The sequence below is a fragment of the Minwuia sp. genome (assembly GCF_048007105.1).
GTDB lineage: Bacteria > Pseudomonadota > Alphaproteobacteria > Minwuiales > Minwuiaceae > Minwuia.
The window spans coordinates 2,600,583-2,615,961 of record NZ_CP180352.1 but is presented as its reverse complement, the minus strand read 5'-3'; the positions used below and the strand labels follow the sequence as shown (position 1 = coordinate 2,615,961).

Genomic DNA, 15,379 nt, shown 5'->3' with positions numbered 1-15,379 from the left:
ACCAGTTGTCGCCTCCCCCCGCCTCCCGTATGTGATCGCCATGAAGGAACTCTTCCGCTCCAACGATCCCGTCGAGATCTCCTTTGCCGAGGCGGTCCTGAAGGCCGAAGGCATCGAACCACTGGTCCTCGACCAGCACATGAGCGTGCTCGAGGGCTCTCTCGGCATCCTGCCGAAGCGCCTTGCGGTCGCAGACGACGACGAAGCCGCGGCCCGGGCGCTGCTGCAAGATGCCGGACTGCTTTGATATCGACATGCCCGCCGGCGCCGACAACAAGGTGCTGGACGGTCGGATCCTGCTGCGCCAGCCGGTGAAGGGCTTCCGCAGCGGCACGGACGCCGTGCTGCTGGCTGCCGCGTCGCATCCACGGCCCGGCGGGAAAGTACTGGAGCTGGGCTGCGGTACAGGCTCGGCGATGCTTTGTCTGGGCTGGCGGCGGCCGGATGTTTCGCTGACCGGCCTCGAGATCGATCCGCCCACCGCCCGGCTCGCCGCCTTCAACGCCATCCGGAATGGCATGGCCGGACGGACCGCGGTGCTATGCGGCGACATCGCTGTCTCTCCGGCGCCGCCGGGCGGCTTCGATCTGGTTCTCGCCAACCCGCCCTATTTCGTCGAGGGCCGCTACCGCCGGTCGCCCGATCCCGACCGCGACCGGGCGCGGGCGGAGACCGGCGCGTCGCTGGTCCAGTGGATCGCGGCCGCTGTTGCCGCGCTGAAACCCGGCGGCGAGGCCGTTTTCATCCTGCGCGCCGAACGAACGGGCGAGGCGCTGGCGGCGCGCCCCGTGACCTTTGACGCCGAGGTCCGGCCCGTTCTGGGGAACCCCGCGAAGCCGGCCAAGCGGAACCTGTTGCGGCTTCGGCCGGGCAGCGGCCGGGTGGCAACGCTGGAGCCGTTGCGGCTGCATCACCAGGACGGCCGTGAAACGGCCCTGGCCGCAGCCATATTCCGCCATGCCGCGCCGGTTTTCTGGTCCGAAGGGCCTGTACTTCTTGCAAGCCGCGCCAGGCGGGATACATAGGCGAAATGTCCGACCGTCCGAAAATCTACCGCAATCCCCGCCAGTGGCTGCAGCACCGCCGCAACCGGCCCGTGGTCACCGTGCTGCGCCTGGAGGGCGTCATCGCCCCGGGACGCGGCACTCCGCTCCGCCCCGGCTCGCTGAACATGAACGCACTGCAGTCCATGATCGACCAGGCGTTCAAGCCTTCACGCCTCACCGCTGTGGCGCTGCAGGTGAACAGCCCCGGCGGGTCGCCGGTCCAGTCGGCGCTGATTTCCGATGCCATCCGCCGCCGCGCCGAAGAGAAGAAGGTCCCGGTTCTCGCCTTCGCCGAGGATGTCGCAGCCTCCGGCGGATACTGGCTGCTGGCAGCCGGCGACGAGGTCTTCGCGCACTCCGCCTCGGTGGTCGGCTCCATCGGCGTGATCTCGGCCTCATTCGGCTTCCAGGAACTGATCCAGCGCTATGGCATCGAGCGGCGCATCCATACCGCCGGCGAGAAGAAGGTGATGATGGATCCCTTCAGCCCGGAGAAGGAGGAGGACGTCGCCCGGCTGCACGAGATCCAGAAGCAGATTCACGAGCAGTTCATGGACCATGTGAAGGCGCGGCGCGGCGACAAGCTGAACCGCCGCCGCTACAAGGAAATGTTCTCGGGCGAGATCTTCCTCGGCGCGGAAGCGCAGCGCATGGGCCTGATCGACGAACTGGGCGACATGGACTCGGTGCTGCGGGCGCGGTTCGGAAAGGATCTCGTTCTCAAGCGGCTGACGCCCCGCTCCTCGCCGATCCGGCGGCTGCTGGGCGGCGCCTCGGCGCCCGATCTGGCCGCCCAGGCGGCTTCCGAGATCGAAGCGCGGACAAGCTGGGGCCGCTTCGGCCTCTAGGCCGCCGGCGCGGCGTCCGGAAAGAACAGCCGGGCAAGGGTGCCGCCGCCCTCGGCCGGTTCCAATTCGATGCGGCCGCCATGCGCCTCGATCATCTTTCGCACCAGCGACAGCCCCAGGCCGAGACCGTCGTTCCGGCGGTTCAGGTCATCGTCGGTCTGGACGAACGGGTCGAACACCGTGCCCAGCGCGCTGGCGTCGAGGCCGTCGCCCCGATCGGTCACCGACAGGCACACGCCGCCCTCACCCCTGCCGACGCTGAGGCTGATCTCGCTGCCGGCGCGGGAAAACTTGATCGCATTTGTGAGCAGTTCGCCGACCATCCGCTCGGTCATCCAGCGGTCCGCCGTGATCTCGACCGGCGGCAACTCCCCCGGCGCGTTCAAACTGATCGACCGCTGATCGGCCCGGTCCTGCAGGCGCGCCGCGACAGCGGAAGCCGTCACGGCCAGATCGAAACGCTCGGCATTCAGGCGCAGCGGCGACTGATCGTCCCGGACCAGCATGAGGACGTTCTCGATCTGATGGTGAAGCTTGGCGGCGCTGTGATGGATATCGTCCAGGTATTCCGGCCACTTTGCCGCCGAAAGCGCATCCGGCGGCGTGGTGGCGCGCATCAGCTCAGAGTATCCGATGATCGCGTTGAGCGGGGTCCGGAACTCATGCCCCAGGATCGCCATGAAGCGCGACTTCGCCTCTGACGCAGCCTGGGCCGATCGGGCCAGGATCTCGGCATCGCGCCGCGCCGCCTGCTGCATCTGGCTGGCGCGGTAATTCCTTCGGACCAGCGTGTCCTTCGAATAGGCCGCCGCGATGCCTGCCGCCGTCAGGCCGAGCAACAACATGGTCTGAACGGCGATGGCATCCCAACCCTGACCGGCCGCCAGCCAGACGCTCCAGAAGGTCACGAACGACATCGCCGTGCCGATCACGATGAACATCAGCAGCGGCACCAGCAACATCGGGAAATAGAAGATGGAACAGACGAAAAGCGACGCCATCTCATAAAGGTAAAGCAGCGACTCCTCGCCCCCGGTCGTCGCATAGGCAAAGCAGGCATTGCCGAAGGGCGCCGCGGTCACGATCGGGAACAGGGTGTTGAGCATTGTCGGCGTCGCCCGTCCGGAGACCGTTACGCCCGCCACAAGTACGAGAATCGGCAGGCAGACCAGGAAACGGAACCAGTGCAGGTCGGCAAAGCCGTGGGCCGACGCGCCGAGGATCAGCGTCGAGTAGAGGCCGTAGACCAGAATAGCGCCGATGGCCCAGAACCGCCGCATGGGCATGGTGCCCCGCAACCAGCTCGTCTGGAACGCGGCCTCGACCGTCCGGTCGCGAAACCGGAGCGTGAGCGGGTGGATGGCGAAATCCGGCTCTTCCATTAATGCCGCAAACTCCGGGCGAATCCCTGCTGACACCGTTGTACAGAACAGCGCCGGGGAACTGAACATCGTGCGGACACACGCTTGAAGGGGCGCATGGCGGACCTACACTGGAGCCATGTCACGCGACGCGATCATCGATCAGGGCTACGAGGCCTACACCGACCAGGATCACGAAACCTGGCGGCTGCTGTTCGAACGCCAGGCTGCCATGCTGCCCGGTCGGGCCGCCCCGGAATTCGTTGACGGCCTGGACGCGCTGGGCGTCGACGCCGGAGGGATACCGAACTTCGAAAGGCTTTCCGACCGACTGGAGGACGCCACCGGATGGCGGATCGTCGCGGTCCAGGGTCTGATATCGGACGAGGTCTTCTTCGACCTGCTCTCACGCCGCCGCTTTCCGGTCACCAACTGGATCCGCAAACCGGAGCAGCTCGACTATCTGCAGGAACCCGACTGCTTTCACGACTGCTTCGGTCATGTGCCGATGCTGTTCAATCCGGTCTTCGCCGACTACATGGCCGCCTACGGGCGCGGCGGCCTCAAGGCACTTCGGCTTGGCGCGCTGAAGAACCTTGCGCGGCTCTACTGGTACACAGTGGAATTCGGTCTGATCGCGACGCCCGAAGGCTTGAGGATCTACGGCGCTGGCATCGTTTCCTCGAAGGGCGAGAGCATCTTTGCGCTGGACGATCCCGCGCCGAACCGCCTCGCGTTCGATCTGATGCGGATCATGCAGACCGACTACATCATCGACCATTTCCAGCAGACCTATTTCGTCATCGACAGCTACGATCAGCTGTTCGAGGCGACACGTCCCGATTTCTCGCCTTACTATGATGAATTGAAAGGCAAACCCGCCATCAGTCCGGACACGGTGCTGGAGACCGACAGGCGGGTTTGACGTTCGGTCCGGCAAGGGGGAGGAACATGCGGGACAAGACCATCACGGGCTATTGCGATCCATTCTCGGTCGAGACCGGCGGCACGGTGCGCTTCATGGTGTCGACCTACGCGCCGGGCGGTTACCGGGCCAGCCTCGTCAGGATCCGCTCGGGCGAACGCGGACCCGATGGCGGCATGATCTACGACGACGTGCCTTCCACCTTCGAGGGCGAACATGCGGGCCGTCATCAGCCCGTCCGGACGGGTTCCTACGCCGTCACCGGGGCGGTGCCGGACCCCGATCCTTCGAACGGTGTGACCCTCGCCGCCTGGATCTGGCCGACACGGCCCGGCAACGGGGTCCAGACGATCATCGGCTGCGGTGACGGCATTTGCCTCAATCTGGACGAAACCGGCGCGGCAGCGTTGCAGATCGCCGGCCAGACGATATCGACCGGCGCTCCCCTGCGGCCCCGGTACTGGTATCGCGTGTCGGCCAGCTACGACCCGGCGAGCGGCGAGGTGACGATATCCCAGCAGCCGCAAAGCCTCTCGCCAGGACAGGCGGTCAGCGTCCACGCCGCCGTCAGGATTGCGGCGTTGCAGGACGCGGCACCAATCCGGTCATCGGACCAGCCAGTGACCATTGCCGCCCGTATCTCGAACGGTGAGGCCGTTGCGCACTTCAACGGCAAGATCGACCGGCCGCGCATGGCCGGACGGGCGCTGGATGCCGCGGGCATCGACCGCCTGCTTTCGGCCGAACCCGACGCGGCCCTGCGCGACGAACTGCTCGGCCATTGGGATTTCAGCCGCGATATCGACACACAGTCCGTTACCGACCTTGGGCCAAGGGGCCTGCACGGCACACTTGTCAACATCCCGACCCGCGCCATGACCGGCCACAACTGGGACGGCAGCACCCACAACTGGCAGGAAAGGCCCGGGCAGTACGGCGCGATCCACTTCCACGACGACGACCTCTACGACGCGGGCTGGGAAGCGGACTTCAGCTTCGAGGTGCCGACGGACCTTCCAAGCGGTCTGTATGCGGCGCGGCTGGAGCATGGCGAGGATGTCGACTACATCCCCTTCGCCGTGCGCCCGCCACTCGGTACGGCCACGGCGCCGGTGGCCTTTCTGGTGCCGACCGCTTCCTACCTCGCCTATGCGAACTACCGGCTCAGGCTGAAGGCGAACCCGATCTTCGGCGACGGGCGCCCGAACAACGCCAACGACGCTTTTCTCGGCACGCATCCGGAGATGGGCAACTCGACCTACGATCTGCACAACGACCGTTCCGGCGTCGCGATTGCCTCCCGGCTCCGGCCGGTGACCAACATGAAGCCCGTGGACAACCGGCTCTGGGGGCTGCCGGCCGACTGCAACATCATCGGCTGGCTGGAACATGCCGGTCAGGCCTATGACGTGATCACCGACGAGGACCTGCACACCCACGGCGACGCCCTGCTGAAGCCCTACAGGGCCGTCATCACCGGCTCCCACCCCGAGTATCACTCGACGGCGATGCTGGACGGCTTCGAGGCCTGGCTCGGTCAGGGCGGGCGGCTGATGTACATGGGCGGCAACGGCTTCTACTGGCGCGTCGCCTTCCATGACGACCTGCCCGGCGTGCTGGAAGTCCGCCGCGCCGAGGACGGCACGCGGGCCTGGATCGCCGAGCCCGGCGAGTACTATCACGCCTTCAACGGGGAATATGGCGGCCTGTGGCGCCGCATCGGCCGCGCGCCCAACCGCCTGGTCGGCGTCGGATTCGCCGCGCAGGGCTTCGACAAGAGCGGCTACTATCGGCGCATGCCGGGCGCCGACGACCCCCGCGCCGCCTTCATCTTCGAAGGTATCCGTGCCGACGTGGTGGGCAATACCGGCCTGCTCGGCGGCGGTGCGGCCGGGGAGGAGATCGATCGCTGCGACGGCCGGCTGGGATCGCCGGCGCACGCGCTGGTGGTCGCCACCTCCGAGGATCTCGGGCCCGACATGCTGCGCACCAAGGAGGAGTTCCTTTCCACCATCCCGCCCTTCGACGATCCGAAGGTGCGGGCGGACATGACGTTTTTCGAATGCCCGAATGGCGGCGCGGTCTTCTCGACCGGGTCGATCGCCTACGCCTCAGCGCTGCCGGTCAACGGCTTCGACAACGATCTCGCGAAGCTGACGACCAATGTCGTGCGCCGCTTCGCCGATCCGGCGCCGTTCGAAATGCCCGGCGAGACCGGCTGAAACCGCACCTGGGGAGGAGCACCATGATCAAATCCGTACTTGCCTTCAAACGCCGGCCGGGGATGCCGGTCGACGAGTTCCAGGACTACTGGCTGAATGAGCATCCAAAGGCAGTGCTGAAGCTGGACGGCCTGCAACGCTATGTTCAGGACCATCCGCTGAAGCAGGGCTACGACAAGCGCGCCCTGCCCCACGACGGGTTTGCCGAAACCTGGTGGCCGGACACCGAGACCATGAAGCGCAATGCCGAGAGTCCGGTCTGGCCGGAGCTGGTCGCCGACGAGGAGAAATTCATCGACCGCTCCTCGATGCAGCTGTTGCTGGTCGAGGAACTTGTGATGAAGGACGAGCCCGTCGCCGCGGACGGCTTCAAGATCATCGAGATCGTGCACCGCAGGAAGGGCATGACCGTCGAAGATTGCCAGCGCCACTGGCGGGAGATCCACGGCCCCCTCGGCGCATCCATTCCCGCCGTCCGGCGCTACATCCAGAATCACGCAAGACTTTCGGCCTACGCCAACGGACGTCAGCCGTTCTGCGACGGCTTCGCGATGGTGTGGTTCAACTCCATGGCGGACATGCGGGCCTCGCCGGAGACGAAACAATACAAGGCGACCATGGCCGACGAGCCGAATTTCATTGACCACGACAAGCTGGATTTCGTCATCACGAAAGAGCACGTGATCCGCGGATGACAGGGGATTCAGGGCCCGCGCCGCTTACCTCGGCTTAAGAGTTTCCGGCGCATGATGCGCCGATGAGCGTTACGGTTTCAGACGGGCCCTTTCAGGAGGATCTGGCGCGGCAGTTCGCGCTCAAGGCCGTGCCGCTCCGATTCCGCGACGACCGCACCGAACGCGCCTACCGCGAGAGCTGGCTTCAGGTCACGCGGAAGGTCAACACGGTCTGGAAGACAGCCGCCTTTGCGGGCTATGCGGGCATGGCCCTGTTCCTTGCCTTCGTGAGCAGTCCCGGCTTCATCGAATTCCAGTGGTTCCGCTTTGCCGTTGTCCTGCCGCTGATGGGCGTCAGCCTGATCTACGCCTTCTCCGATCGCCCGCGCGAAGGCCTCTACTACGGCCTGTTCCTGGCCACCGCATTCGCGGCATTCGGCAATGCCGTCTACAGCTACACGCTGGCCGAGATCGTGGACCGGCGCATGTATCTGTTCGAATGCGCCATGATCTTCATCTTCGTCCAGTGCTACTTCGCCGCGCGCTGGGACATGATCATCGTCTTCACGCTGACCGGCACGGCCGGCGCCGTTGCCGCCTTCTCGCTCGGGACGGCATTCGGCCGGACGCCCGACGTGCCTGCCCCCATGCTGGTCCTGACAACCGTCGGTCTGGCCCTGACATGCAGCTTTGCAACCTACGCCCGGGAGGTGATGGCGCGCCGGAACTTCCGCGAAATCCAGCGCTCACGAATGCTGAGATCGCGGGCGGCGCAACTGGCAGACCGGTCCCGCGCCGCCGCCGAGGCCAAATCGCGCTTCCTTTCGATGGCCGCGCATGAATTGCGGACGCCGCTGAACGGCATCAGCGGCTATGCCGAGATAGCTCAGCTGGGCGTCGGCGGCGCATTGTCACCGCAGGTTGCAGCCCGCTTCCGCCAGATCGAGAACAATGCCCGCCAGCTGCGCAACCTGGTCGAACTGGTCCTCGCCTCGGCGGAGTCCCCGCTCGGCAGCGCGCCCGAACCCTGGATGCATCTCGATCTCGAGGAAGCCGTGAACGATGCCTGCGCCCGGGCCTCGGGCGCCGATCCGGCGCTCCGGTTCCGGACATCCGGCGACCTGTCGCAAAGCCGGCACATCGTCCAGGGAGACCCCTCGGTCTACGCCTTCGTTCTCGACAGCGCCCTGAACGCTGCGATCCGCACCGGCGACGGGCCCATCGTTCAGCTGGCCTCGACCGCCACCGCAGACGGCGATCTGGTGCTCTGGGCATTGAGACAGAGCGGCGAGTCCGGACTGCGCCCAGGAACCGCCTGGCCCGCCAGTGCCGCCGACCCGGGCGGACTGGCCGCCATTCAGGCCCGGACGCAGGGCGCAAGGTTCTGCGTGATCCGACGGCAGGACGGCGACACCGTGCACGCGCTCCGGATACCGGCCAGCCTGGTGAACCGTCTGCCCCTGTCGCCGGACAGCAACCAGAGGAAGGCCGGATGAGCGCCGCTACCGACAGCGCGGCCGAACTGCCGGAAGGCCGGGCAGGCGGACGCATCCGCACCGGCTCGCTGAACTTCGTTTCGCCCAAGATGGAGGCTGCCTTCCGGCGCAGCTGGCGCACGGCCGGGCTTCGAACGAACCGGATCTGGGCCGCTTGCGCGCTGAGCTACTATATCTGCATCATCATCGTCATGGGCGTGATGGATCCGGCGTTCCTGCTCGCCGAGCAACCTGTCCGGCTTTTCGTCTGCCTGCCGCTTCTCGTCTTCGAACTGACAGTCTCGGTGATGATGGTTCGGCGCTGGTGGCTTCTGGACGTATCCTTTCTTGCCGCCGCATCGGCAGCATTCGCCAACGCGGCGGTCGGGCACGCCTGGGCCGAAAGCGACATCATCTGCTACTTCTTCCTGATGGAGATGGCGGTCACCTACGCCTTCTGCGCCAACTACTTCCGCGCCGGCTTCCGGCTGATCCTGCTGTTCTCGGCGGTCTCGGTTCCGCTGGCACTGTGGTCGATCCTCGCAGCAGCACAGGCCAAGGGACTGCCGGAATCCAAGACCTTCTTCGAACTGATGATGGTCGCCGGCATTGCGGCAACGACAACGCTGAACGCCTACTCGCGCGAGATCCTGACCCGGCGCAACTACCGCGAACTGCTTGCCGCCAGGGCGGAACTCGACCACGCCCGCGCCTTCGCCGCGGCGGCGGTGGCCGACGAGCAAACGAAGTCGCGTTTCGTCGCCGCCGTGGGGACCGAGTTCGAACTGCCTGTGCGACGGGTGCTGGACGCCGCATGCGGCGAAGGCCGTGCAGCGATCGAGCCGGCCCGCGCCCAAGGCTATATGGACGACATCGCCGCCAGCGCGCAGCGCCTGAGCAGCATCATTTCCCAGGTCAATGCGATTGCCACAGCCACGCCGGTCACGCCGAACCGCATCGGCATCAACGCCGCCGGCTATCTCGAACGCGGCGTGCTCCGCTGGTCCGATGCCCTGGCCCGGCGCAGCCTTGCGCCAGCGGTGGAGGCGGATCCGGGCATCGCGCTCCTCGCCAACCAGAGCATGGCCGACCGCATGCTCGACAACATTCTGTCGAACGCAGCGAAATTCTCGCCCGAGGGATCGATCATCGAACTCGTCGCCCGGCGAACGCCGGACGGACGGATCGCGATCTCGGTCGCCGACCGCGGGCCCGGCATCCCCGAAGGCCGGCTCAACGCCGCCATGGAACCGTTCATGCAGCTCGACAGCGGCCTCAACCGCCAGCATGAGGGGCTGGGTCTGGGCCTGGCCCTGACCGGGAGTCTGGCCAGTTCCAACGGCGCATCGGTGGAGCTGAGCCGGCGCGAGGGCGGCGGCCTGGAGGTACGGCTGGTCTTCGAGGCCGCAAGCTGAGGCATTCCGGCCCCTCCGCCCTTGACTAAGGGCCATGCAACCATAAAGTCCGCCCGCCGGGGCCAGCCCGGCATGATGAACCATTGGAGTCCGGAGAGATGAACGTCCAGAACCCCGCGCGCGTCACCGTCACCTTGCCCGATGGCAAGCAGATGACGTTTGACAAGACGCCGACCGGGCTGGACGTCGCCGAAGCGATCGGTCCGGGCCTGGCGAAGGCCGCGCTGGCGGTCCGGCTGGACGGCCGGCTCTGGGACCTGAAGCGTCCGATTCCGGGCGACTGCGATCTGGAGATCGTCACCGTCAAATCCGACGACCAGACCGTGCTGCCGCTGCTGCGGCACGACGCGGCGCATGTGCTCGCCCAGGCGGCGCAGGAACTGTTTCCCGGCACCCAGGTGACCATCGGTCCGTCCATCGAGAATGGCTTCTACTACGACTTCGCCCGCGACGAGCCCTTCACCCCCGAAGATGTCGAGGCGATGGAGCAGCGGATGCACGAGATCGTGGACCGGGACCTGCCCTTCGAACGCGAGGTCTGGGATCGCAACGCGGCCATCGAAGAATTCCGCGGCATGGGCGAGGAATACAAGGCGGAGATCATCTCCGACCTGCCGGCCGATGACGAGATCTCGGTCTATACCCAGGGCGACTGGAAGGACCTGTGCGTCGGACCGCATCTGCCGTCGACCGGCAAGCTGGGCCATGCCTTCAAGCTGACCAAGCTGGCCGGCGCCTACTGGCGCGGCGACGCGAAGAACGCCCAACTCCAGCGCGTCTACGGCACCGCCTGGCGCAACGAGAAGGAGCTCAAGGCCTACCTGACCATGCTGGAAGAGGCGGAGAAGCGGGATCACCGCCGCCTCGGCCGGGAGATGGACCTCTTCCATATCCAGGAAGAGGCGCCGGGCATGGCCTTCTGGCATCCGAAGGGCTGGAAGTTCTACCTGCAGCTGGAACAGTACATGCGCCGGCGGCTGGACGCGGCCGGCTACAAGGAGGTCAGGACCCCGCAGCTCGTCGACCGCAAGCTCTGGGAGGACTCGGGGCACTGGGAGAAATTCCGGGAGAACATGTTCATCTCGGAATCGGACGAACGCTTCTACGCGCTGAAGCCCATGAACTGCCCGGGCCATGTGCAGATCTTCAACCAGGGCCTGAAGAGCTACCGCGAGCTGCCGCTGCGCATGGCGGAGATGGGCTGCTGCCACCGCTACGAGCCTTCGGGCGCGCTGCATGGTCTGATGCGGGTGCGCAACTTCACCCAGGACGACGCGCACATCTTCTGCGAGGAAAGCCAGATCAACACCGAGAGCGCGATCTTCTGCGAGCTCCTGCTGTCGATCTACAAGGACTTCGGCTTCGAGGATGTCCGGATCAAGTTCTCAGACCGTCCGCCCGTGCGCGCCGGCTCCGACGAGGTCTGGGACCGGGCCGAGGCCGCGCTTCAGGAAGCCATCGACAAGGTCGGCCTGCCCTACGAGATGAATCCCGGCGAGGGTGCCTTCTACGGACCGAAGCTGGAATTCGTTCTGCGCGACGCCATCGGCCGCGACTGGCAGTGCGGAACGCTGCAGGTGGACTTCGTCCTGCCGGAACGGCTGGACGCGTCCTATGTCGGCGAGGACGGCGCGCGGCACCGGCCGGTGATGCTGCACCGCGCGATCCTGGGATCGTTCGAGCGCTTCGCCGGTATCCTGATCGAGGAACATGCCGGCCGCTTCCCGCTCTGGCTGGCGCCGGTGCAGGCGATGGTTGCGACCATCACCTCCGAAGGCGATGCCTATGCGAAGGAGGTAGCCGAGGCCGCCGCCGCTGCGGGCATCCGCATCGAAAGCGATTTGCGGAACGAGAAGATCAACTACAAGGTCCGGGAGCACAGCATGGCCAAGGTCCCGGTCATGCTGGTGGTCGGCAAGCGCGAAGCCGAGGAGCGCACCGTTTCCGTGCGCCGGCTCGGCGACAAGCAGCAACAAGTTCTTGCCCTTGATGAGGCGATTGATATCCTTGTCAGAGAAGGGACACCTCCCGATCTAAGGTAGCGGGAAGTGCCTCCGGCCGCGCTTTGACATCGCGGCAAGCAGGAATACTACGAGCAACAACAGACACGAAGGAAGGTTCTCATAGCTCGTCCGCCTATTACTTCGGCCCCGGTCCGCGATGGACCGCGCGCCAATGACATGATCGACGCCCGCGAAATCCGGCTGATCGATCACGAAGGCAACAATCACGGCGTCGTCGCCACCGTCGATGCGCTGCGCGCGGCGCAGACCATCGGGCTCGACCTGGTTGAAGTCTCGCCCAATGTGAAACCGCCTGTCTGCAAGCTGATGGACCTCGGCAAGTACAAGTACGAGGAGCAGAAGAAGGCGAATGCTGCCCGCAAGCGGCAGAAGACGGTCGACGTCAAGGAAATCAAGATGCGGCCGAACATCGACGACCACGACTACGAGACCAAGATGAAGAAGGTCGTCGAGTTCATCGGTGACGGCGACAAGGTCAAGGTCACGATGCGCTTCCGCGGTCGCGAGATGGCGCATCAGGATCTCGGCATGGTCGTGATGAGGCGCGTGCAGGAGGAAATGGCCGAGACTGCGAAAGTCGAGAGCCATCCCCGCACGGAAGGCCGCCAGATGACCATGGTGCTGGCCCCGCGCTAGACCGCGTTTCGGCCGGTTCTTTTTCCGGAGCCCGCGCAGGCGACTGCGCGGGCTTCGTTCGTCCTGACCAGATTCAGTCGTCCGCGGCTTCGATGGCCTCGACGCCGGCCCGGTCGACGAGTTCCTGCGGCAGGGTCTTCTTGGTCCTAGCGCCCAGGTCCTTCAGCATCTCCGCCTGGCGCACCAGATTGCCGCTACCGCCGGCCAGCTTGCCGACCGCTTCTCCATGCGCCTTCTGAGCCCGTTCGAGATGGGTACCGATCAGCGTCATGTCGCTGACGAAGCCCTCGAACTTGTCGTAGAGCTTGCCTGCCCGGTCGGCGATCTGTTCGGCATTCTTCTGTTGCCGCTCGACCTGCCAGAGCCCGCCCACGGTGCGCAGCGCCATCATCAGGTTGGTCGGTGTCGCGATGGCGATGTTCTTTTCGATCGCGAAGGCGGTCAGCGCGGGATCGGCCTGCAGGGCTGCCGAGACCGCGGCCTCGATAGGTACGAACATGATCTCGTAGTCCAGCGTTTGGCCGGAGATGCGGCTGTAGTCCTTCTTCGCCAGCTCGTTCACATGGGCACGCATCGAGGTCACGTGACGCTTCAGGGCGGCGTCACGCAACTCATCATTCTCAGCGTTCACAAATTCCTCGAATGCAACGAGAGAAACCTTTGAATCCACGATGATCTTGTGATCGTTTGGCAGATTGATGACCACGTCGGGACGCAGCCGCTGTCCGTCGATGGTCTCGCTCTGCTGCGTGACGTATTCCTCGCCTTCCCGAAGACCCGACTTCTCCAGAATCGTCGCCAGCACCATCTCCCCCCAGGCGCCCTGGGTCTGCGCCCTGCCCTTCAGAGCGCGGGTGAGATTGACCGTCTCCTGGGTCATGCGGCTGGAATGCTCGCTGAGGTGCCGGATCTGTTCCGAGAGCTGAGCCCGACCCGCCGCCGCCTGCTTCTGCGCGTCGGTCATGCCGGTCTGGAACTCCACGATCTTCTGGCGCAGCGGATTCAGGAGCACGTCCAGCTGCTCCCGGTTCTGCTGCTTGAAGGTCTGGCCGTGCTTCTCCATGACCTCTTCGGCCAGCAGGCGGAACTCCTTGCTCATCTTCTCACGGGCCTCGCCCAGCTCCCGGATCCGGGCCTCGGCGTGCTCGGCGTCCTTCTGCTTCTCGATGGTCAGCGTGGCGATCTCGCGGGCCTGAGCGGAAATCTGATCCCGCGCTTCCTGAAGTCGATCGACCTGTTCCCTGAAGGCCTTCTCGTCCCCCGCCTTCTCGACCTCGAGCCGCCGCACGGCCTCGTCGAGCCGCTCGGCCCGGCCTTCCGCCTCGCGCCGCGCCGTCTCGGCTGCGTCGAGCGCGGAGCGGCCGTCCAGGCTCCGACGCACCGCAAGCCAGAGTGCGATCCCGACCAAGAGAGCCGCCGCACCTGCCGCCAGAACGACCTGCCAGAACTGTATGCCTGTCTGTTCCATCACTGCCTCCGGAGAATCGGAGACAGCTTACATCACTGGCGAACGGACTGCGAACATGCTAGGCGTTCGGCATGAGCGAAGAAGGCCGACTGATCGCCGGTGTCGTGTTTCTGCTCTGCCTGCTGGTGCTGGTGGTGCCGGGTTATCTTTCGCGGCAGACAAGCTTCCGGACCGGCCTTCGATACGCTGCGATCTGGGTCGGAATCGGCGCCGGTATCGCGCTCGCCTATGATCTCTGGAAAGGCTGACGCCCGGCGGATCAGGCGGCCTTGTCGACGGCCCGGCGGTCCATCTGGAACTTGCGCTCGACCTCGCGCGCGGCCTTGAAGGCCGGCTTCAGCCGCGCGGCCAGCGAGACCTTGCCCTGCTCCAGCGCCTGCTCGGCGGCCGCGGCGATCTTGTCGGTCAGACGCCGCATGTACGGATCCTTCTGGCCGATCTTGCGGATGCAGCGCCGGAGACGGAGCTGGGAGATGATTGCGGTGACATCGCCGTCATCCAGAACCTCGATCATCCGCTCGGTCGCCATGTTCTCGGCTTCCGCGCCGAAGCGGCGGACCATGTCCTCGGCTTCCCAGCGCTCGGCGTCGGTGAAATCGTCGAGGTCGATCTTGTTTACTGCCAGCGTCTCGGCCATCGGAAATGCCCTCTTTTGCCCGTACATTCGAGGGTAGCGCCGACTGTGTGAAGAAGACGTAAATGCCGTCAGTCGGCCTCGGCGCCCGCCTTGATGGCCGTCTCGATGATCCGGCAGGCTTCGTCCGGTTCCGCCCAGCGATGGACCTTCACCCACTTGGTCGGCTCCAGATCCTTGTAGTGCTCGAAGAAGTGTGAGATCTGGTCGAGCAGGATCTTCGGCAGGTTCCGGTAGGACGAGATCCCGGTGTAGTAGGGATGCAGGGCGTCGACGGGCACCGCCAGAAGCTTCTCGTCCATCCCCGCCTCGTCTTCCAGGATCAGGGCGCCGACCGGCCGCGCGCGGACCACGGCGCCGGGTATCACCGGCTGCTGACCGGCCACCAGCACATCGACCGGATCGCCGTCATCGGCCAGGGTGTGCGGGATGAAGCCGTAATTGCAGGGATAGTACATCGCCGTATGCAGGAAGCGGTCGACGAACAGCGCACCGGAGTTCTTGTCGACCTCGTACTTGACCGGCTCGCCGCCGATCGGGATCTCGATCACGACGTTGACGTCCCAGGGCGGGTTCTTGCCGACGGGTATCTGGTTGATGTTCATGCGCGCGCTCCCGCAAATGCAGAGGGGCCGCCGCAGCGACCCCTCT

At 65.6% G+C, this 15,379-nt stretch carries 15 protein-coding genes; 11 read left to right on the top strand and 4 right to left on the bottom strand.

All coding sequences use genetic code 11. The annotated features are described in order from the left end of the window. Window positions 1–40 precede the first annotated feature (40 nt). Genes ACMVY4_RS12615 through ACMVY4_RS12605 form a run of 3 tightly spaced genes read left to right on the top strand, consistent with a single transcriptional unit; the run spans window position 41 to window position 1,894 of the window. On the top strand, window positions 41–247 hold the full coding sequence (locus ACMVY4_RS12615) for a DUF2007 domain-containing protein (RefSeq protein WP_416896377.1): 207 nt from the start codon (window positions 41–43) through the stop codon (window positions 245–247). Further along, window positions 231–1,025, top strand: coding sequence for a tRNA1(Val) (adenine(37)-N6)-methyltransferase (locus ACMVY4_RS12610; RefSeq protein WP_416896376.1), 795 nt, complete (start codon window positions 231–233; stop codon window positions 1,023–1,025). Before ACMVY4_RS12615 ends, ACMVY4_RS12610 begins: the two co-directional genes overlap by 17 nt. A 5-nt stretch (window positions 1,026–1,030) precedes the next feature. Further along, window positions 1,031–1,894, top strand: a complete 864-nt coding sequence (locus ACMVY4_RS12605) for a S49 family peptidase (RefSeq protein ID WP_416896375.1) — start codon at window positions 1,031–1,033, stop codon at window positions 1,892–1,894. Here the strand turns inward: ACMVY4_RS12605 and ACMVY4_RS12600 are convergent. Next, window positions 1,891–3,345, bottom strand: coding sequence for a sensor histidine kinase (locus ACMVY4_RS12600; RefSeq protein WP_416896374.1), 1,455 nt, complete (start codon window positions 3,343–3,345; stop codon window positions 1,891–1,893). The genes ACMVY4_RS12605 and ACMVY4_RS12600 overlap by 4 nt on opposite strands. A 49-nt stretch (window positions 3,346–3,394) precedes the next feature. Here ACMVY4_RS12600 and phhA point away from each other — a divergent pair, with 49 nt between their 5' ends. The 7 genes from phhA (at window position 3,395) to infC (ending at window position 12,626) form a co-directional block, all read left to right on the top strand. Further along, the gene (phhA, locus tag ACMVY4_RS12595; protein WP_416896373.1) at window positions 3,395–4,180 is read left to right on the top strand and encodes a phenylalanine 4-monooxygenase; all 786 of its coding nucleotides are present in this window, start codon (window positions 3,395–3,397) and stop codon (window positions 4,178–4,180) included. 26 nt (window positions 4,181–4,206) lie between these two features. Next, on the top strand, window positions 4,207–6,402 hold the full coding sequence (locus ACMVY4_RS12590) for a N,N-dimethylformamidase beta subunit family domain-containing protein (protein WP_416896372.1): 2,196 nt from the start codon (window positions 4,207–4,209) through the stop codon (window positions 6,400–6,402). A gap of 23 nt (window positions 6,403–6,425) precedes the next feature. Then, window positions 6,426–7,097 (top strand): EthD domain-containing protein, encoded by a 672-nt coding sequence (locus tag ACMVY4_RS12585; RefSeq protein ID WP_416896371.1) that lies wholly within the window; start codon window positions 6,426–6,428, stop codon window positions 7,095–7,097. Window positions 7,098–7,159: 62 nt separating this feature from the next. Beyond that, window positions 7,160–8,572, top strand: coding sequence for a sensor histidine kinase (locus ACMVY4_RS12580; RefSeq protein ID WP_416896370.1), 1,413 nt, complete (start codon window positions 7,160–7,162; stop codon window positions 8,570–8,572). Further along, a complete protein-coding gene (locus ACMVY4_RS12575; protein ID WP_416896369.1) occupies window positions 8,569–9,966 on the top strand; it encodes a sensor histidine kinase in 1,398 nt (465 codons plus the stop codon). Before ACMVY4_RS12580 ends, ACMVY4_RS12575 begins: the two co-directional genes overlap by 4 nt. Before the next feature lie 98 nt (window positions 9,967–10,064). Then, complete coding sequence (gene thrS / locus ACMVY4_RS12570) at window positions 10,065–12,008, top strand: threonine--tRNA ligase (RefSeq protein ID WP_416896368.1); 1,944 nt, start codon at window positions 10,065–10,067, stop codon at window positions 12,006–12,008. Window positions 12,009–12,104: 96 nt separating this feature from the next. Then, entirely contained in the window at window positions 12,105–12,626 is a 522-nt protein-coding gene (gene infC, locus ACMVY4_RS12565) for a translation initiation factor IF-3 (protein WP_416900309.1), read from the top strand. Window positions 12,627–12,699: 73 nt separating this feature from the next. Here infC and rmuC read toward each other — a convergent pair whose 3' ends face one another. Next, entirely contained in the window at window positions 12,700–14,094 is a 1,395-nt protein-coding gene (rmuC, locus tag ACMVY4_RS12560) for a DNA recombination protein RmuC (RefSeq protein ID WP_416896367.1), read from the bottom strand. A 71-nt stretch (window positions 14,095–14,165) separates the two neighbouring features. On the opposite strand from rmuC, the gene ACMVY4_RS12555 reads away from it, so the two are divergent. Continuing rightward, window positions 14,166–14,342: a hypothetical protein gene (locus tag ACMVY4_RS12555; protein WP_416896366.1), complete on the top strand. Its 177-nt coding sequence runs from the start codon at window positions 14,166–14,168 to the stop codon at window positions 14,340–14,342. An 11-nt stretch (window positions 14,343–14,353) separates the two neighbouring features. Here the strand turns inward: ACMVY4_RS12555 and ACMVY4_RS12550 are convergent, their stop codons facing one another. Both ACMVY4_RS12550 and ppa read right to left on the bottom strand, forming a co-directional pair. Then, window positions 14,354–14,731, bottom strand: coding sequence for a hypothetical protein (locus ACMVY4_RS12550; protein WP_416896365.1), 378 nt, complete (start codon window positions 14,729–14,731; stop codon window positions 14,354–14,356). A gap of 68 nt (window positions 14,732–14,799) precedes the next feature. Beyond that, entirely contained in the window at window positions 14,800–15,333 is a 534-nt protein-coding gene (gene ppa, locus ACMVY4_RS12545) for an inorganic diphosphatase (RefSeq protein WP_416896364.1), read from the bottom strand. Window positions 15,334–15,379 lie beyond the last annotated feature (46 nt).